Origin of the sequence: Dyella sp., from assembly GCF_035685885.1 — a bacterium.
Classification (GTDB): Bacteria; Pseudomonadota; Gammaproteobacteria; order Xanthomonadales; family Rhodanobacteraceae; genus Dyella.
The window spans coordinates 1-18,721 of the sequence record NZ_DASRZX010000057.1 but is presented as its reverse complement, the minus strand read 5'-3'; the positions used below and the strand labels follow the sequence as shown (position 1 = coordinate 18,721).

Below are 18,721 nucleotides of genomic sequence, written 5' to 3'. Positions count from 1 at the left end.
CGAATGTCAGGCGCTTACCTTCTCTGCTCTCTCTCCGAAGCTTTGCTATTGCGCGTAAAGCACCAACGAGAGCCTTCTTCCCCGAGATGACATCCATATTTTCCTCTGGAATTCTCGCCAATTGAGGTATGCCTTTCTTAGTTCCACTGTGGGTCTAGAGCGATGTCAACCATACAGGCTTTGTCCGGATGAAGTGAGGCTTCGTTCCAATCGATGTCGTTATTTGGCTACAACATTGGGAAGGTCGACTTTGTATGGAACACGGTTAGTTGCCTCGATGGCTAGCATCTCGAACTGCCTATAGAGGTCAACAAGTTCGACGAACGGATCAGGGCCGGGGGTTTTGGCGTTCATCGGTACGAGACGAATGGTGCGAACGCTCCCGACGCGTGTCATTGATTCTTCGAGCCACAAGGCACCTGCTTCCGGATTTGCTCCCATTGGCTGACGATGCATGACCGTATTGCGGAACTCACCTAGAACGCGCAGCCAGCCGGGAGATTCTTTTGTCGCCATGTTCGCGGATAGAAGGGCAACCAACGGATCGCCCGCTGCACCGGCGTTTGCGGGTTTTGCGAGCCATTCCTCAAGGCGCCCCATCCCATCTACCTTATCTGGCGCGCCGCAGCCCACTCCTGCGATGTGCGCTAAATGGTCACGCGCGGAATAAAGCTCGCCAGCAAGAGAGTGAAAGGCAAGGTGCAAGCCAGCCATGGCAGTGTTTGCAAAACGCTTTCCCGGCTTCCTTCCCTCCGTGAGTGCCCAGACCAACTGCTCGTGATGGGCGTCGGCAAGTTCTCTTAGGCGCACTCCCGCAGCGTGAATGGATACAGATACGTACCGGGCCAGATCAGAGAACCTTTCATCGCCGCTCACACGCGCCACGTGCGCGAGCGCCCCCAACTGTCGCCCGCATGAAGCTGTAGCCCGGATGGTGGAACGGCGGGACGCCATACTTCTGATCGTGTCGGACTCCCGGTGTCATGTCTTTGGTTGACGCCGGCCATCAAGCAGCCCGCCGCCCGAGTAATCTCAAGCACCTCCGGCCATGTCAACCTGACTCCCGTCAGCCCGGCATTATTTACGCCCACAGGTCCAAGCACTAAGTGACCGTCGTGCTGTGGGTGCGCGAGAAGTCCTCCCGTGAAGTAACAGGTTTCGGTTTGAATGGCCGTACCCGTTTTGATGTTGGTTGCCTCGATTTCCACGTGCGCGCGCTCCGGCCACTTCGATTTCAACGATCCTACATCTGCGACTTAAGGCATTCCGTGCTGAAGATTGGGTAGGGGCCTGACGTAAGGGCCTGACGGCACCCGCAGTCAGTACCTGGGGTGTTCAGTGCTTACGAGAATTGATGTTAGCCGGACGGAAATCCGCGGACGACTTCGTGACGGTCTTCGGAAGGATGGGAGGGAGATCAGGAAGGCGTCCTACCTGACAAGTATCGCGCCCGCGCGCGAGACGATGTCCATGAGTCAAGTCCTGAGACTCCACGGGCGTAGGCTGCTCTTATGGTCGAAGTCCAATGGGTTCAGCAAAGAACGCGAGCGGGCATCCCCCTAGCCCGCTGGCATGCTCATCTGATCAGGCCAGTGATTTCGCGAGAGTTTGCGTGGCTGATCCGCCAGAACGATACCTGGCATCTAGAGCTGATGCTGAGCGACATGCGCATTAGGAAGGTCGCGACCTACGCGCGGCCACAGAGCGCCATGAAACACGTTGATCGCTGGATCGCGTCCCGGTGGAAACGCACCATCCCGGCCTATGGTCAAGACGATCCGAGGGAGAGGCATGGCCGGGACAAGTCCGAAGGGGCTAAGCATCGGCTGGCCGTCCAGCTTCGAGATATGACCCGGCCCCTTATCCAGACCCTCATTCGCGTGAGTTTTCTCTAACGGCAAACATGTGGCAAATCGAGAGCATGCACCACCGGGTCGGGCGTGACAGAAAATTTATAACTCATTGATTATATTGGTGCCCGGAGCGGGGATCGAACCCGCATACCCTCGCGGGTGAGGGATTTTAAGTCCCTTGCGTCTACCAGTTTCGCCATCCGGGCCCATGCGGAGGGATGCGCATCCTAGCATGCACGTTGCGATGGCCGTGGGCACAAAAAACCCGCCAGGCGGCGGGTTGATTGAATCGCGCAATGGAGGCCTGGGTCGGAATCGAACCGGCGTACACGGCTTTGCAGGCCGCTGCATGACCACTCTGCCACCAGGCCATCGCGCACGAATCGTAACTCGAAAGACGAGCCCTGTTCGCTTAAAAAACAAAACCTCGGAAAGCCGAGGTTTTGCAGAAAACTGGAGCGGGAAACGAGACTCGAACTCGCGACCCCGACCTTGGCAAGGTCGTGCTCTACCAACTGAGCTATTCCCGCATCGGAGTCGGAAATAGTAACAGAACTGAGGAATTTGTGAAGAGCTCGGAAGGATCTTTTTCGCTCTGGAGGACCCGGGCACTCATTTCGATGAGCAACCCGGCCGTCCATTCACGGAGGCTGCGACGAGCCGCGGGTAGCCTCGATAGGTGGCGTTCTGGCAACAGTTCGTTCGTACGTGGACGACTGGTATCGATCGCGCGCTGCCCTATCTTTTGCGGCAGCCAAATCCGGCGCACCACTACCCAGGAGTGCAGCATGATCGAACGTCGCCCTTTCGATAGCCTCGGCGGAGCCAGCCATGGCTGGCTGGACGCCAAGCATCACTTCTCGTTCGCCAACTACCACGACGCTTCGCGCATGGGCTGGGGCGCACTGCGCGTGTGGAACGACGACACAATCGCCCCACAGACGGGCTTTCCTCCGCATCCCCATGGCGACATGGAGATCATCACGTACGTGCGCGAAGGGGCCATCACGCATCAGGACAACCTTGGCAACAAGGGGCGCACCGTCGCGGGCGACGTCCAGGTCATGAGCGCGGGCACGGGCATCACGCACGCCGAATACAACCTGGAATCGGGCGCAACGCGCATCTTCCAGATCTGGATCATCCCCGACCAACATGGCAATCCGCCTTCATGGGGTACCAAGCCGTTTCCGGTAGGCGAACGCTCCGGTCGCTTCGTTCCTCTCGCCAGCGGCTTCAAGGAGGACGCCGACGCATTGCCGCTTCGCACCGACGCACGCGTACTGGGCGCGACGCTCAGGGCTGGCGAGAAGGCCGACTACGAGTTCGACGATCGTCGCCTGGCTTACCTCGTGCCGTCGAAAGGCAAGGTGGAGGTGAATGGCGTGATGCTCGATGCGCGCGATGGTGCGGCCATTCGAAACGAAGCAAAAATCACGGTGACTGCGATCGACGATGCTGAACTGGTGCTGGTCGACGTTTCACCCTGAGGCGCTCGACCAAGGTGGGAGTGCTCCACTCCGCCAGGCTTGCTAACCTCGCCTTGATTCATTCAACGCGAGGTTGGCGATGATCCAGGGCATCCACACCATCGACACCGGATTCGTGCGGCCAAACTTCGACGCCGCTTATCTCGTGGTGGAAAACGGCCACGGCGCTTTCATCGATTGCGGCACCGCTTACGCCATTCCGCGCATGCTCGATGCTCTCGCGCAGGCAGGCCTGGCGCCCGGCGATGTGGATTGGTTGATCCTGACGCATGTGCATCTCGACCATGCCGGCGGTGCCGGCGAGTTGATTGCCCACTTGCCGAATGCCCGGCTCGTGGTGCATCCGCGTGGTGCGCGGCACATGATCGACCCGAGCCAGTTGTGGGCCGGCGCCAGCGCGGTGTACGGCGAGGCGGTGATGCAGGAAACCTACGGCCAGCTGCGCCCGGTTCCGGCTGAGCGGGTAGTAGAGGCCATCGATGGCCATGTGGTGGATCTGGCCGGACGTGCCTTGCTTTGCCTCGATACGCCAGGCCACGCGCGTCACCACAACACCGTGTACGACCAACGCGCCAACGCGTGCTTCACCGGCGATGTCTTCGGTCTTTCCTATCGTGAGTTCGATACGGATCGTGGCCCCTTCATTCTGCCGACCACGTCACCGGTGCAGTTCGATCCCGATGCGTTGCACGCATCCATCGACCGCCTCGTCGCATTGAAACCGGAGGCGATGTATCTCACGCATTACGGCCGCTTGGGTGATGTTGGCCGACTGGCGGTGGACCTCCACGAGCAGATCGATGCGATGGTGGCGCTGGCGAAACAGGCGCAGCAGGATCACGCCGAACCATCGCAGCGACATCGCGCCATGAAGAAGGCACTTGCCGACCTCTACGCATCGCGCGCGCAGATGCACGGTTGGCAAGGTTCACGCGATGAGCTCGAAGAGCTGATCGGCATGGACATCGAACTCAACGCACAGGGCCTGGGCGTGTGGTTGGACAGCACCCGCAAGCGCGCATCCTGAGGGAGCCCATCAGCGCAACGACGCGTCGATGAGCTGTTCTGCCACGGTGACCAACGAGCGCGCCGGGCCCTGCTTGCCGAACAACTGTCCCGACGCGTAAGTACCCTCCAGCAGCAGCAGCAGGCCGTCGGCGAGCACGTCCGGCGACCTGGCGCCCATTGCCTCGCACATGGCAATCAATCGGGCACGCAGTTTGCGCTTGTGCGTCTGCGCGACCTTGCGGGCCGGGTGATCGTCACCCGGATATTCCACCACGGCATTGGTGAGGCCGCAGCCTCGATAGCCTCCCTGCGTGGCACGTTGCGCAAGTCCTTCGAAGTAGGACATCAACTGGGCTCGCGCGTCGTCCGGATGCTCTGCCTTGCCAGCTTCGAAGACCTTCCAGAACGCCCCCTCGTAATCGCGCAGGTATTCCGCAGCCAGATCGTCCTTGGACGCATAACTGCGGTAGAGGCTGGGCTTGGTGACGCCGGCGCGTGAGACGATTTCCTCCACGCCGATCGCGCGGATGCCCTCCCGGTAAAACAACTCCCGGGCCGTGTGCCGAATACGTTCGGCGGCCTTGGGTTTGGTCTCTTTGTCCGAGGACGACGGTTCGTTGCGTTTGATAGGCATGGCAGGCGCTGTTGACTATGTTACCGATCGGTACGTATGATCCACCCAACTCCCGTACCGGTCGGTAACATGACTATAGCGCGCACTCGCCCCTTCGGCCAGAAATACGCTTTCGTCGTGGCCGGAGTGATTTTCCTCGCCCTGCTCGCCGCGGCCGGCGTCCGCGCCGCGCCAGGCGTCCTCATCCTGCCGCTGGGCAACGCGTTCGGCTGGAGCCGCAACACGATCTCGCTGTCGGCTGCCGTGGGCATTTTCCTGTATGGGATGGTCGGGCCATTCGCGGCTGCGCTGATGCAGGCTGTCGGCATACGCCGCACCCTGATCGGGGCGCTCGCGCTGATGGCGGTGTCGATTTCAGCGAGCGCATGGATGAGTGAGCCCTGGCACCTGCTGCTGAGCTGGGGCATCTTCTCGGGCCTGGGTTCGGGATGCGTCGCCATCGTGTTGGGCGCCACCGTCGTGAATCGCTGGTTCGTGACCCATCGTGGCCTGATGATGGGTTTACTTACTGCAAGCACGGCCACCGGCACGTTGGCTTTCCTGCCCGCGTTGGCCGCCATTGCCGACCACGGTGGCTGGCGTCCGGTGGTGTGGACCGTTGCTGCCGGCTGTGCGCTGCTGATTCCGCTGGCATGGTGGCTGCTGCCGGAGCGCCCCTCCGACATCGGCCTGCGTGCCTACGGCGCCACCGGTGAAGAGGCCGTCGAGCCGCCACGGCGCAACTTGCTGGCTATTGCACTGGGCACGCTGGCGACGGCATCGAAACAACGCACGTTCTGGCTGCTGTTCGCCACCTTCTTCATCTGCGGGTTCACCACGAATGGGTTGATCGGCACGCACTTCATTGCGATGTGCGGCGACCACGGCATTCCCGAAGTTCGCGCCGCCGGACTCCTTGCGATGATGGGGGCGTTTGACTTGGTCGGCACGACGATGTCGGGCTGGCTCACCGATCGCATCGACCCGCGAAAACTGCTTTTCGTGTACTACAGCCTGCGCGGACTCTCGCTGATCTGGCTGCCCTATTCCGACTTCTCGTTCTACAGCCTGTCGCTGTTCGGCGTGTTCTACGGCCTTGACTGGATTGCCACGGTGCCTCCGACGCTGCGTCTTGCCTCGGAGGCGTTTGGCGACCGCGATGCGCCCGTCGTGTTCGGCTGGGTTGCCGCCGGACATCAGATCGGCGCCGCCAGTGCAGCGTTCCTTGCAGGGTTCATGCGTACCCAGGGTGGCAGTTACCTGCAGCCGTTCGTGGTGGCAGGCGCCAGCGGCGTGGTGGCTGCGGTGATCGCACTGCTCATCCGTCGTCGGCCTGCGCCGCAGCTTGCACCCGCCATGGGTTGATCAGGCGAGCCTCGTGCCATTGGGCACGGGGCGTTCGATCGCGGTGATCACGACGCCCTGCTCGGTGGGAAAACCCGTAAGCAGGAACTGCGAACGGAACGGGCCGATCTGCTTCTCGGGGAAATTGATGACACCGACGATCTGTCGTCCCACAAGTTGCTCGGCGCTGTAGAGATGCGCGATCTGAGCGCTGGTTTTCTTTTCGCCATACGGACCGAAATCCACCCAGACTTTCCACGCCGGTTTGCGTGCTTCGGGGAAAGCCTCCACTCGCATCACCGTGCCTGCCACCAGGCATACCTTTTCGAAGTCCGCCCAGCTGATGTCCGCGGGCGCAGCGAGGGTCGTCTCGTTCATCCTTCCAGCCTCGTCTTGAACCAGTCCCTGCCCTGTTGCCACCAGTAGCTCGCCTGGGCCCCGAGATAACCGAATGGGCGATAGGTGCGCATGAGCCCGTAATCGGCAAACTGCTTCCAGCGATCATCACCCTCCGCCAGAGCGGAAGCCAGCAGATCGCCGGCGGCGCACGTCGGCGCCAGCCCGTGGCCTCCAAACGCCTGTGCCCACCAGATGCCATCGTTGCTGGTGCCGATCTGTGGCATCTGGTGGCGTGCGTAGCTCATCAGGCCGGACCACGCGTAATCGATGCGGGTACCTTTCAAGGAAGGAAATACCCGCAACAAGTCGTCCATCAGCAAGCGCTGGACGGCTTTCGCAGAGCGATCGCGTACGGAAATGCGGCCACCCCATAACAGGCGGCCATCGGCCAATGGGCGGTAGTAATCGAATGCGAATCGCGTGTCATAGACGGCCGAGCGCGTGCGCAGGATATCCGCCATGCGCTCGCCGAGCGGCTCGGTCACCATCACATAGGTGGCGATGGGCAGGATCGCGCGATCGACCTGCCGCCGCAGCCCGGCGAGATAACCACCGCAAGCGAGCACGACCTGATCCGCATGCACGACGCCCTGCGCGGTTTCGACGCGCCAGCGCAGGCCATCGCGATGAAGCTGCCAGGCATCGGTATGCTCATGGATGCGTACGCCCTGCGCGGCCGCTGCGCCGGCCAGACCAATGGCAAAATTCAGCGGATGCAGGTGAAGTGCGTGACGCTCGTAGAGGCCGTCGTAATAGCGCTGCGTGCGAACACGTTCGCGCAGCTCTTCCTTTGGCAGCCATTCCCAGGCCGCGCCATAGTGCTTTGCCAGCAACGCCTGGCGTTGACGCAGTACGTTCGGATCGCGGAACCAGTTGGCCCAGATCACGCCTTCGTCCACGACATCACAGGGAATGGCATAGCGCGAGGCCAGATCGCGGATGCGATCGACTGCCTGGATGGTCAGGCCAAACAAGGCTTGCGCCGCCTGTTCGCCACGCTGGTCGAGCAGCGATTGCTCGCCCAGTGAATAACCCGCGAAGACAAACCCGCCATTGCGCCCGGAAGCGCCGAACCCTACCTCCTCGCGCTCGAGCAGGACCACATCGCGCACACCACGCTCCGCCAATCCAAGCGCCGTATGCAGGCCGGCAAAGCCTCCGCCGATGATGGCGACGCGTGCATCGTGCTTGCCCTGCAGCGGAGCATAGGGCTGGTAGGGCGTTGCGGTGGCGCGGTAATACGAGGAAGCCGGTGGCGAGGTCATGCGTGGGAAGCACTTTTCTCGATGAAGGCCAGCAGTCTAGCGCAGCCCCACCTGGCCAACGCGACATGACGCATGGCACGGGCCGCTAGTCGACCACGCTCACGCCAAGCGCGCGGACACCACTGCGCCCGCGATCATCAACGACGCGAACTTCATAATTGCCGGCCGCCACCGGGAGCCAGAACAACGATTCACCAGGTGCGCTGCGTCCGACATAGGCATCGTTGATGAACCAGTACATCTCGCGAACGGAGGCGTCGCCGTTCGCCGTGAAGGCAATGCGGTTGTCTTGTGCCCGCGTCAATCGCATCGCATAAATGCTGCCGCGCAACGGTGAAGTGATCGCCGGCGCTTCGCCATCGATGCCTGTATCACCGCAGGCTTCGTTGCGTGGCGGCGTGCGGCGTGGAATGCCAGCCTGCACGAAGACACGCTGTAGTTCCGACGACCAATATTCGTAGACTTCCACGTGCGTGCGCTTGCCGGCATAGGGCGGACAGGCCGGCTGGCCGGTCGCATCATCGATCACCACGGGGCGATGCACCTGGCTGACCCTGATCGGCGATTTGCCCGGGATGAACCATGTCATGCCGCGCTGTGGACACCACTGGTTCGGCAAGTCGCCGCTGGCGAGGCAGATCTCCACGCGGCGAAGATTCATCGGCATATGACGGATGGGTTCGGCCATGCGTGGCTGCGCCGCCTGCAGGGCGTCCACCACCTGGAAGAACAAGGGTGCTGCGGCCTCCACGCCCACGAACGCCGGATTGCTGCTTCCGTCGAAGTTGCCCACCCACACCACCAGCACATAGGGACCGAAACTGCCCGCAGTCCAGGCGTCACGGAATCCCCATGACGTGCCGGTTTTCCAGTAAACCGGAAAGCGGCTGGGCTGGGCGCTGGTGGTTTCGTCGGGTCGCGGATTCTGGCGCAGCATGTCCATCACCATGAAGCTCGCCTCGTCACTTAGCAGGCGCGTTCCCGCAACTTGTGCTTCATTGGACAGCAGACGCAGCGGCCGCAGCTCGCCGCGATTGGCCAGCATGGCGTACAGGCCGGCCAGTTCCTGCATGGTGACTTCACCACCGCCCAACACCAGGGCCAGGCCGTAGTGCTTTTCGCTCGCCATGCGACTGATGCCAGCATCGTGCAGGAACTGGTAGAAACTCGGCTGCCGCAGCTGCGAGGCCACCCACACGGCGGGCACATTGCGGCTGCGTACCAGCGCCTCGGTTGCCGTTACGGGGCCGAGGAAATGTCCGTCGAAATTCTCCGGCGTGTACGGGCCAAAAGCAGTAGGGACGTCGCGCAACACGGTTTGGGGGTGCAGCACGCCCTGGTCAAAACCCAGTCCATAGATAAAGGGCTTGAGGGTCGAACCCGGTGAACGCTTGGCCAGCGTACCGTTCACCTGCCCCTGTATGTCGGCACTTCGATAGTTGGCCGAGCCCACCAGCGCCTTGATGCCCATGTCGCGCGTATCGATGAGGATGGCAGCCGCATTGCGGATGCCACGCGAATCGTTGCGTTCGATGTAATGCCCCACCTGACGCTCCAGTACGTGCTGGAGATCCATATCGATGGTCGTGGTGACGCGGGCGTCCTCATCCACTGCACCGACGCGTCGAGCCGCCAGCACTTGGTCCACCACGTGCGGGGCCTCGAACGGAAGCTGTGATAACGGGCGCAAGCGTAGCGGTAGTTCAAACAGCGACTGCAGGGCCGAATCCTGCGGATGAGCGTGCTTCCAACGGGCGTAGAGACGGTTGCGCGACGCGGCCAGTCGCGCACTCATGATGTCTGCCGCACCATCGACCGTTTGCAGGCGCCGCGACGGATCCTGCGGAATCACTGCGAGGGTCAGTGCCTCGGGAAGGTTGAGCGCCAACGCCGGTTTGTCGAAATAGGCAACGCTGGCCGCGCCCACGCCCTCGACGTTGCGACCATAAGGCGCGTAGTTGAGATACGCCTCGAGTATCTGGTCCTTCGAATAGAACAGCTCCAGCTGCACGGCGCGGGCAACCTGCCTGAGCTTGCCGCCTGGCGTGCGTGTGTTGAGACGCCACAGCAGGCGTGCGAGCTGCATGGTGACGGTGGATCCACCCTGGCGATTGCCATGCCCGACGTACGTTACCCACGCGCCTCGCGCGAGACCGTAGGGATTGAAGCCCGCATGCCACCGATACCAGCGGTCTTCATGCAACAGCACGCCCTCGATCAGTGACGGCGAAATTTCATGCAATGGCACCCACAGCCGGTAGCGGTCGTCGCTGGCGAGCGTCAATCGAAGGAGTCGCCCTCGCGCGTCGTATACCGCGGTGGAGGAAGGCAACCATTCCTTCAGCGGCTTGTGCGGCCATAGCCGCACGCACAGCAGCACGGATGCCACCAAGGCCAGTCCCACTAGCCAGTTCTGCCAGCGATGAAGCCAGCGGCCGGTGGCTCGGACGATTGACGGTAGCGTCACGCGATCGGTCATGAGTGGATGCGGTGGCGCGCCCTGCCGTGGAAGAGCGCGCCGCCCAGGTCAGGGTTGCCGAACCACGGTCAGCGACCCACCGCCGGCGGTGCGTGCCTGCACGCGACGGTCGTACATCGATTCGCCATACGCCGGCGGCACGATGAACTTGCCCGCGTTGGTTGCCTTGATGCGATAGACGAACTCGCCGACATCGGGCAATGCCGTGCCATAGAGCACTACGCGATCCTCGCGCACGTCGGCATAGTCCAGCCGCCAGCTGGATTTGCCCACGCCCACCGGCGATCGCCACTCGCCTGGCTTGACGTCGCTGTCGCCGCCAGCGTCTTCGGCCGCAGCAGTGTTCTGCTGCTGATCGGTGACAGCCGGAGGTGGCTGGATGACGGGTTCGAATCCGCCCGGCAGCAGGTCCACTATAGCCACATTGCCCACACCGCTGCCCCCGGTGGCGCGGATCTTGAGGTGAACGTCGATTTCCTGGCCGATGGTGATCTGGTCGATCGCCTTGCCGTTGACGTCGGTGTAGTCGCGCGTGATTTCCAGCCCGTCCTTGATCGCCTTGCCCGCGACGTCACGGTCGTAACCACCCTGGCTCACCACGTGCCACGCCGGCAGCGAGCTGGCGTTGGTGAAGCGCAGGCGATTCACGGTGGCGTCCCAGCTGCCGGCCTGCAACAGGTTGCCCTGCGTGGAAGCAATGGATTTCACGCTTCCATCGGGATGCACTTCGTCGATGCGCAACTTGTCGAGCTGGTCGGCCGCCTGCGCCGAATAGGCATCCAGGGCGAGCACCGTCATGGCCGAAGACAAGGTGTTGTATTCGCCATGCGACAACGGCCAGCTGATGTTTTCCATGACGCGGGGCGACAGCGCCCTGGCGCGCTCGGGGAAATGCTTGGCGAGCAGGTAGAGCGTGCTGGCGTCCTGGATCAGCGGGTCATAGTAGTAACTGAATCCGTAACTCTTGTTCCTCGCGCTGCGTTCCAGCCATTGCTGTGGACCGGACATCAGTTCTCCTGCCTGCCTGTCCTGCTTGAGCAGCTGGTAAGCCGCCGCCAGCCACGCGGCAGCGAGGTCATTCTTCCACTGCTGCGGGTACGCCTCCTGCAGGCGCTTTTGCACCGAGGCAAGATCATTGGTCGTGACGTTGCCCTGCCGGGTCAGCAGGTAGACGGCGTAGGCGCGCTGGCGCAGCAGATCGATGCCGTCCAGCGTGTCGTCGGCCGCCAGCTGATGCAGGTATTTGTTGCCCGCATCGAACATGTCGCGCGGCACGCTCACGCCGTGGTCGCGCGCCTCGATCATGAAGTGCATGGCGTACGTGGAGACGAACGGATCGGCGTCCGGCGTGGCCGCCCAAAGACCAAAGCCGCCCTGCCCGTTCTGGCGGGAGTGCAATACGTCGATGAACTGCGCCAGCGCCTCCTCGTTGCTGAGCTTGCGATCGGACATGGCCGGCTGCAGCGCATCCGCGAACACCTTCACCTGCGGCCATTTGGCCAGGACAAGACGCGGCATGGCCGAACTGATCAACTGCTCACTGCAGTAGTGCTGGAAGTTCTCCAGGTACATGGCCAGCCCACCCGACAGCACCACGGGCGCAGGCGAAATGGCGGCATCGCGTGACGCGTATTCGCCGTACATCCGGCGCAGATCGGGTTGATCGAGCTTGCTGTTGGCATCCACCCGGCCCACATCCACCTGCGTGCGGTACGCCGATGCCGGCCGCACCGACACATCCACGCCCTGGTGCGCCGACTTGTCGCCGTAGCCCGCCGTGAAGCTCAGGTTGCCCGAGCCCAGCTTGTCCGTCGCCTTGACCCGGAACGTGACGACGCCCTCGCGCATCTCGCCAAGGTTGAGGTTTTGGGTCGCTGCACCGATCACCTGCAATTGGGGACCCGTCTTGAGCGAGACCGCCACCGGCACCTGCTTGCCGCCCAGGCCGGCGAGATTGTTGGCCACACCGACGCTGACCTCCGCCTCGTCGCCTGGCGCCAGCGTGGTGGGAACGTTCGGGGAAAGCACGAAATCACCGCGAACCGTGGTGCCCCCCTCAAAGGTGCCTATGCGATCGGGCGATACGGACACGGCCATCACGCGCAGCTTGCCGTTGAAGTAATCGGGCACTTGGTAGCGCAGTTCCGTTTCGCCGTTGATGTCGACGATGCCGGACCAGTAGGCCACGGGTTTGTCGCGCTTGCGCTTGAACGGGTTGAGCTGGCGCCCGATGGCTCCGTCGGCATCGCCACCGGGGGCCGCCATCGCCATCAGCTTTTCGAAATCCGGAAGGATGAGGTCGAGTATCTGCGACGTGCCCACTTCCAGCATGCGCTTGCGGAAAAAGAACTTCAGTGGATCGCCCAGCTTGTAGCGCGCCACCTGCAGGATGCCTTCGTCGACCGCGAATACCACCGCGCGGGTGGGCTGCGAAGCGCTCAGCTTGAACGTGACGGTTTCTCCCGGTTTCACGATCGAAGGCGATTCGACCTTGATCGCGTTACGCCGTGCATCCAGGTTCACGGAGAACGGCACGACACCGTAGCTCAAAGGACTCATGAAGATTTCGTCGGACGACGGATCACGGATGTACTGCACGTTGATGTAGCCGTTCCCCTCGAAATTGGCGGGCACGGTGACGTGCTGGACCGAGCTGCTGGTATCGGCATGGAACCACGCATGCGCATAAACCTTGTCGCGCTCGATGGTGATCAGGCCGCTGCCGGCATAGGGCGCGCGGATGGCGATGTCGACGGATTCGCCGGGCGCGTAGTCCTGCTTGCCGAGGTTCAACTGCAGCTCTGCGTTGCGATCGAGCGAGCGCGACACGTTGGCGGCACCTGCCACGGAGTACTCCACGCGGTTCACTTCGACGGCGTCCTGACTGCGCAAAATGACCAGTGCGTAATTGCCTGGCTTATCGGTGGGCAGCGGGTAGTCCAGTCCTTCCCCTGGGATCGTTAGCGGCTTCTCGCTGATCGTCACTTCCTTGAGCTTGGACTGGTATTTGTAGACCCCTGAATCCTGCTTGGTCAGCACCGAAATGTAGCGTCGTTCGATCAGACGTGCCTTCAGCTCCTTGAGGACCATCGCCTTGGCGGCATGATCGATGGCGACCAGGTGCACGTTTCGCGGCGTATCGCGAGTCACGTAGTCGAGGTTGTCGACGGATTTGTAGCCCACCAGCCAGTCATTGCTGGACACCAGCGTTTGCGCGGCGGCCGCTACGTTGCGACCGCCTTCGGGTTCATAGACCTTGGCGAGGAAATAAAGCTGGTAGGTGGCATCCGCATACTTCTTCAGGTCGAGATCGAACTCGGCGTGCCCCTTGTCGTCCGTCTTTCCTTCCTGCAGCGGCTCTTCGTAGCCTTCCTTTGCACGGCGCGGATCATAGAAGTGGTAATCCGGCCAACTGCGGAAGGCAGGCCACGCCGGACGCAAGGTGAGCGAGGCCTCCACGCGCCGATTGGCGGCGGGCGTGCCGAACAGATTCATCGCGTCCACGATGCCCTTGACCTGATCGGGCTTGACCCAGCCCTCGGGCACCTGCCCCGCCAGCCTTGCCTCTACCTTCATGCGATCCGGCAGGAATTCCTTGACCTGCACCGTCGTGCTGCCGATCTGTGCGCCTGCCTTGCCATCCTTGACGATGTAGAGATTGACCGTCCAGGTGCCAGTCGGCACCGTCTCCGCGGGTGCGTACTCCAGCTCACCGAAGCCGGAGTTGTCCATCGACATCGGCAACTGCTTCACCGTCATGCCGCGTGGATCGACGATCTCAGCCTGCAGCGGAATGCCGGTTACGCTGCGGGTCCAACTGGCCGCGCGGACGATGAGACCGACGTGGAACGTATCGCCTGGCCGATAGATGCCGCGATCCGAGAACAAATAAGCCGACAATTGCCCTTCGTTTTGCGCGTTGCGTTCGCCACCGACGTCGAAGCGGGAAAAATCGAGCTTGCGGTCGTAGCTGGTCGCCCCGCCTATGGGAAGGAATGAAAGGTCATCGCCCTTCTTCACCACATACAGCGTGGGCTGCTTCTCCCGCTCAAGGCCCTTGAAGCTCGGGAAGTGCACGGCACCGTCAGCAGGCGTGGTTTCGCTGAAAAGTGTTTGCCCGTTGACCGCGAGCACCGTCACGCTGGCACCGGCTACCGGCTGGCCGGTACGGATCGACTGCACGAAAACGTCCTGCGCACCATCCAGCGATCGTTTCACGAGCATGCCGAGGTCGGTCACCACGATCATGCGCGTATCGGTGGGGGCGGCTCCGTCCTCATAGCTGCCGTCCTCCTCGCCGTTGTCCTGCTCGCCTTCGTCGCCTTGCGAATCGGCGTCGTTGCGCGGTGCCGCCTGCGGCTCGTTCTCAGCCGCCTTGCGCGCGTCATCGCGCTTTTTCTCCGCCACGGCGTCGTAGCTGGACAGATGCAACAGGAACACGCCGCGCTTGCCTTCCTTCAGGTACTGGCCCAGGTCGATGCCTTCGTAGTGGGCCTTGGCCGGATCGCCCTTGGGGAAGCTGCGCTTCTGTTCGAAGCGTTCGACGATATGGTCTTCACTGAAGGCATAGCTCAGTTCAGGGCGTGCGTACGACCCCTGGTTGAGGCTCACCAGATGCTGCAGCTGGTCTGGCAACACGCGCCCGATTTCCATGCGCAAACCCGGCAGATTGCGCGAGACGATGGAAATGCGCTTGCTGCCGGAGAGGGACAGCAGCGAACCGTCGGCCATGAAGCGAAGCAACTTGGGATAGTTCGGCACCTCCACTACGGCGGACTGTGCCTTCCCCAGGATGTATCCGCCGAACGATTTCAGACCCTTGTCGACGCGGACGTAAATGCGCTGGCCGGGATCCGCGTGGAACTTGAAGCTCTGCACGCTCTCGTAGTCGTTTTCCGTCGGCACCAGTTCGAGCTTGAGAGGCTGCGACTGCCGCAATTCCGCCTCACCCACCTCAGACGCGCCCCACGGATACGGCGGCGCATCCTCTCCCTGCTCCACGCCCTGTTTCCTCGCGGGCAGGATCCAGGCCTGGGTCAGCGCCCCCAGTTCGCTATCGCGCACGCTGCCGCCCAAGTTGAGTACGAGCACCTGTTCCGGCTCGTACTTCTCGTTGTCGACCAGGGTGGCATCGAAGTTGTCGACGGCAAGGCTGTACAGGCCCGGCACGCGCACGCGCGCATGGATGTCACCCGGCGTACCCTCGCCGCCACGCACACTGCGAACGCCCTTGGTGATGCCGTAGATGACGCTGCTTTCGTCGCGCGGCAACGACAACGGTTGCGAATGGATCCATGCTTGCAGCTTGTACTGGTCATAGGTGACGGTGTACTTGAGCGGCGTGCTGTCACCACCGCGCTGCGCCAGGCCGACGCCGATGCGCTTCTCGAATTCGGCCGTATCCACCGGGTAATTGAAGTTGACCTGCAGGATGGTTTTCTTCGCCGTGGCGTCCTGCGGATCCTGGTAGAACTCGCCCTTGTTCGCCTTCGCTTCGAAAGGCGTGGTCTTGAATGTGAACTTGTCGCTGGCCATCAGGACGTGGCGGGCGAAAAACGTTTGCGTCGTATCGAAACGAATCTCGTAGGTCTGACCGATGGGCCAGTCCTCCGCAGGCGAGAAACGCAGGGTGCGGTCATCGACCCAGGTCCACTGTCCCTTGAGTGCCGGTTGCATCACGACGCCCGAGGTGACGGGCTTGCCCACCTGCTCGATCGGCGCCGCGGAACCGGTGAATGAGACCGTCAGCGGATGGATGACGATGGGTTGCTGTGTGTAGTCGGTGATGGCCGGTGCATCGAAGGAGAGCTTGATGCGTTCCGGTTCCACAGGTTTGGGGCGGCTTTCATACCACTGATTGCCAAACCAGCCGCCGGTTGCCAGGAGCAAGACCACTACGAACAGCGTGGCCGCATGAACGGGCCGACGCCGTATCCAACCGCCCGTTGCGGGAAGCCAGGCTGGCGCAGACCAGCTGACTTGCCCCAACAGCGGGCGCAGCACCAGCCCTATGCCGGCGAACACGCCGCGCAACAGGCGCAATGGCAGCAGGAGTAGAAATCGCAACAGATCCATGATGCTTCCCTGGTTTTCATCCGATGAACACGACGTGGCGGCAACCCGGCCTGGGCTCGGTCCCGGGTACGCCAAAATGCCCGCCTCTTACGAAGCGGACCCGGCAACCACAGGTGAACCCACGACTAGATTGCGCGCCCAAGATGGCGGAACGCGGGAAGGATTCTGGCACGCGTCCGTCAAGGACGCAGTCGGGCAAGTCTGATTCTTACCGTCGGACACGCTTTTGCCGGGTGTCCAGCGCGTAGAAGTCCGACCCCTCATAGGGAAAAAAGCTGGGGATCCAAAGCCACCGGCCGGTCGGCCGGTGGCTTTGATGGCGCTTACAGGCCCGCGATGAGCTCGCGAACCACGGGCGCCAGCTTGGGGTCCTGCAGGGCCATGTGCATGGTGGCGCGCACCAGGCCAGCCTTGTTGCCGCAATCGAAACGCGTGCCTTCGAAACGATAAGCAAGCACCTTGCCCTGCTCCTTGAGCAATGCGTCGATGGCGTCGGTCAGCTGGATCTCGCCACCGGCACCCGGCGTGGTCTGTTCCAGCAACTCGAATATGCGGCCCGGCAACACATAGCGGCCGACCACAGCGAGATTGGACGGCGCATCGGTCGGCTTGGGCTTTTCCACCATGTGGCGGATCTGGGCGCTACGTTCGTCGATGGGCGTGGCATCCACGATGCCGTACTTGTCCGTGTCGTTCTGCGGCACTTCCTCAACGGCAATCACGCCGGCCTGCTGCGATTCCGCCAACTCGGCCATCTGGCGCAGCGCGCCCTTGCCCTTGTTCCAGATGAGATCGTCCGGGAGGACCACGCCAAACGGCTCGTCACCCACGACGGGCTTCGCGCACAACACGGCATGACCCAGGCCCAGTGCCTCCGGCTGCGTCACGAAGATTGCACGCACGTGCTTGGGCAAGGTTCCCTGCACCAGGGCGAGCAGGTCGTCCTTGCCCTTTTCGTGAAGCTTGGCCTCAAGTTCGTAGGCTTTGTCGAAGTAGTCGGCGATGGCGTGCTTGTAGCGATTGGTGACAAACACCAAGGTGTCGGCGCCTGCATCGACCGCTTCGTCTACGGCGTACTGGATCAGCGGGCGATCCAGCACCGGCAGCATTTCCTTGGCAACCACCTTGGTGGCGGGCAGGAAACGCGTGCCCAGGCCGGCCACGGGGAAAACAACCTTGCGCAACGGCTTACTCACTCATTTCTCTCCTGATTCACTTCGGCGCAACGTCACCACATTGTCCGGCTGTGCCGCTTCGCTCCAGCGGAACGACGGCAACAGATGGGACACACACTGGCGCAACGCATCCTCGTCATAAGTCACTACTGCATCGGCCGCCTTGGCCAATTGGGCGTTGAGCATGTCCCACTTTACGGGTCGATATTGCGCAAGGAAGATCTTCGCGTGCGTCGTTTCGACATAGTTCTCAAGGGGATGGAACAGTTCTTCGAACAGCTTTTCGCCGGAGCGCAGCCCCGTGTACACGATCGGAATCTCGGTACCGGGCTTGCGGCCCGCCAGACGGATCATCTGTTCGGCGAGGTCGCGAATCTTGATCGGCTCGCCCATGTCCAACGCGAAAATCTCACCGCCCTTGCCAATGCTAGCGGCCTGCAAAATCAGCTGGCAGGCCTCCGGAATCGTCATGAAGTAACGCGAAATTTCCGGATGCGTGATGGTGACCGGCCCGCCGTTGCGAATCTGCTGGCGGAACAACGGCACCACCGAACCCGCTGAATCGAGCACGTTGCCGAAGCGCACGGTGATGAAGTGCGTCTGCGAATGCTCGTTGAGGTTCTGGCACCAGATCTCCGCCATGCGCTTGCAGGCACCCATCACGCTGGTCGGGTTGACCGCCTTGTCGGTGGAGATCAGCACGAAGCATTCGACGTGATGGCGGTCGGCCAGGTCGGCGACGTTGCGCGTCGCCAGCACATTGTTGCGGAATGCGGCGCGAAGCTGGCCCTGCAACATCGGCACGTGCTTATAGGCTGCCGCATGGAACACCACCTGCGGCTGGTACTCGGCAAACAGCTTGCGCATGGCCGCGGGGTCGCCGCAATCGGCGAGGATCGCCTCGTAAACCAGCTCCGGGTATTCCGCGCGCAGCTCCTGTGAAATGCGGTAAAGATTGAACTCGCTGTTGTCGACTACGCACAGCGAATGCGCGCCCAGCCGAGCAACCTGGCGGCATAG

Annotated in this window: 11 protein-coding genes and 3 tRNA genes; 3 read left to right on the top strand and 11 right to left on the bottom strand. The window is 62.2% G+C overall.

Annotation, left to right across the window (positions count from 1 at the left end):
* Positions 1–219: 219 nt before the first annotated feature.
* From VFG49_RS07115 to VFG49_RS07100, 4 genes are all read right to left on the bottom strand, one after another.
* Complete coding sequence (locus VFG49_RS07115) at positions 220–714, bottom strand: hypothetical protein (RefSeq protein ID WP_324858884.1); 495 nt, start codon at positions 712–714, stop codon at positions 220–222.
* A gap of 1,258 nt (positions 715–1,972) precedes the next feature.
* A tRNA-Leu gene (locus VFG49_RS07110) sits at positions 1,973–2,059 on the bottom strand.
* Between the two features lie 91 nt (positions 2,060–2,150).
* Positions 2,151–2,224, bottom strand: a tRNA-Cys gene (locus VFG49_RS07105).
* A gap of 83 nt (positions 2,225–2,307) precedes the next feature.
* Positions 2,308–2,383: transfer RNA gene (locus VFG49_RS07100), tRNA-Gly, on the bottom strand.
* A gap of 258 nt (positions 2,384–2,641) precedes the next feature.
* On the opposite strand from VFG49_RS07100, the gene VFG49_RS07095 reads away from it, so the two are divergent.
* Both VFG49_RS07095 and VFG49_RS07090 read left to right on the top strand, forming a co-directional pair.
* Positions 2,642–3,343, top strand: coding sequence for a pirin family protein (locus VFG49_RS07095; RefSeq protein WP_324858882.1), 702 nt, complete (start codon positions 2,642–2,644; stop codon positions 3,341–3,343).
* 79 nt (positions 3,344–3,422) lie between these two features.
* Positions 3,423–4,370 carry an MBL fold metallo-hydrolase gene (locus VFG49_RS07090; RefSeq protein ID WP_324858880.1) on the top strand — a complete coding sequence of 316 codons (948 nt, stop codon included), beginning with the start codon at positions 3,423–3,425 and terminating at the stop codon, positions 4,368–4,370.
* Positions 4,371–4,379: 9 nt separating this feature from the next.
* Here VFG49_RS07090 and VFG49_RS07085 read toward each other — a convergent pair whose 3' ends face one another.
* Positions 4,380–4,985, bottom strand: a complete 606-nt coding sequence (locus VFG49_RS07085) for a TetR/AcrR family transcriptional regulator (RefSeq protein WP_324858878.1) — start codon at positions 4,983–4,985, stop codon at positions 4,380–4,382.
* A 69-nt stretch (positions 4,986–5,054) separates the two neighbouring features.
* On the opposite strand from VFG49_RS07085, the gene VFG49_RS07080 reads away from it, so the two are divergent.
* The gene (locus tag VFG49_RS07080; protein ID WP_324858876.1) at positions 5,055–6,329 is read left to right on the top strand and encodes an MFS transporter; all 1,275 of its coding nucleotides are present in this window, start codon (positions 5,055–5,057) and stop codon (positions 6,327–6,329) included.
* Here the strand turns inward: VFG49_RS07080 and VFG49_RS07075 are convergent, their stop codons facing one another.
* The 6 genes from VFG49_RS07075 to VFG49_RS07050 form a co-directional block, all read right to left on the bottom strand.
* Positions 6,330–6,686: a tRNA-binding protein gene (locus VFG49_RS07075; RefSeq protein ID WP_324858874.1), complete on the bottom strand. Its 357-nt coding sequence runs from the start codon at positions 6,684–6,686 to the stop codon at positions 6,330–6,332. It abuts the gene before it with no gap.
* Positions 6,683–7,972: an FAD-binding oxidoreductase gene (locus tag VFG49_RS07070; protein WP_324858872.1), complete on the bottom strand. Its 1,290-nt coding sequence runs from the start codon at positions 7,970–7,972 to the stop codon at positions 6,683–6,685. Before VFG49_RS07070 ends, VFG49_RS07075 begins: the two co-directional genes overlap by 4 nt.
* A gap of 85 nt (positions 7,973–8,057) precedes the next feature.
* Positions 8,058–10,451, bottom strand: coding sequence for a penicillin-binding protein 1C (pbpC, locus tag VFG49_RS07065; protein WP_324858870.1), 2,394 nt, complete (start codon positions 10,449–10,451; stop codon positions 8,058–8,060).
* A gap of 48 nt (positions 10,452–10,499) precedes the next feature.
* Positions 10,500–16,526, bottom strand: coding sequence for an alpha-2-macroglobulin (locus VFG49_RS07060; protein WP_324858868.1), 6,027 nt, complete (start codon positions 16,524–16,526; stop codon positions 10,500–10,502).
* Positions 16,527–16,849: 323 nt separating this feature from the next.
* On the bottom strand, positions 16,850–17,722 hold the full coding sequence (gene galU / locus VFG49_RS07055) for a UTP--glucose-1-phosphate uridylyltransferase GalU (RefSeq protein ID WP_324858866.1): 873 nt from the start codon (positions 17,720–17,722) through the stop codon (positions 16,850–16,852).
* The coding region (locus VFG49_RS07050) for a UDP-N-acetylglucosamine 4,6-dehydratase family protein (RefSeq protein WP_324858864.1) at positions 17,723–18,721 on the bottom strand (999 nt) is incomplete at its 5' end.

Excerpts from the sequence above, each read along its gene's own strand:
- VFG49_RS07115 (WP_324858884.1), bottom strand. The coding sequence starts at position 714 with ATGGCTGGCTTGCACCTTGCCTTTCACTCTCTTGCTGGCGAGCTTTAT.
- VFG49_RS07095 (WP_324858882.1), top strand. The coding sequence starts at position 2,642 with ATGATCGAACGTCGCCCTTTCGATAGCCTCGGCGGAGCCAGCCATGGC.
- VFG49_RS07090 (WP_324858880.1), top strand. The coding sequence starts at position 3,423 with ATGATCCAGGGCATCCACACCATCGACACCGGATTCGTGCGGCCAAAC.
- VFG49_RS07085 (WP_324858878.1), bottom strand. The coding sequence starts at position 4,985 with ATGCCTATCAAACGCAACGAACCGTCGTCCTCGGACAAAGAGACCAAA.
- VFG49_RS07080 (WP_324858876.1), top strand. The coding sequence starts at position 5,055 with ATGACTATAGCGCGCACTCGCCCCTTCGGCCAGAAATACGCTTTCGTC.
- VFG49_RS07075 (WP_324858874.1), bottom strand. The coding sequence starts at position 6,686 with ATGAACGAGACGACCCTCGCTGCGCCCGCGGACATCAGCTGGGCGGAC.
- VFG49_RS07070 (WP_324858872.1), bottom strand. The coding sequence starts at position 7,972 with ATGACCTCGCCACCGGCTTCCTCGTATTACCGCGCCACCGCAACGCCC.
- pbpC (WP_324858870.1), bottom strand. The coding sequence starts at position 10,451 with ATGACCGATCGCGTGACGCTACCGTCAATCGTCCGAGCCACCGGCCGC.
- VFG49_RS07060 (WP_324858868.1), bottom strand. The coding sequence starts at position 16,526 with ATGGATCTGTTGCGATTTCTACTCCTGCTGCCATTGCGCCTGTTGCGC.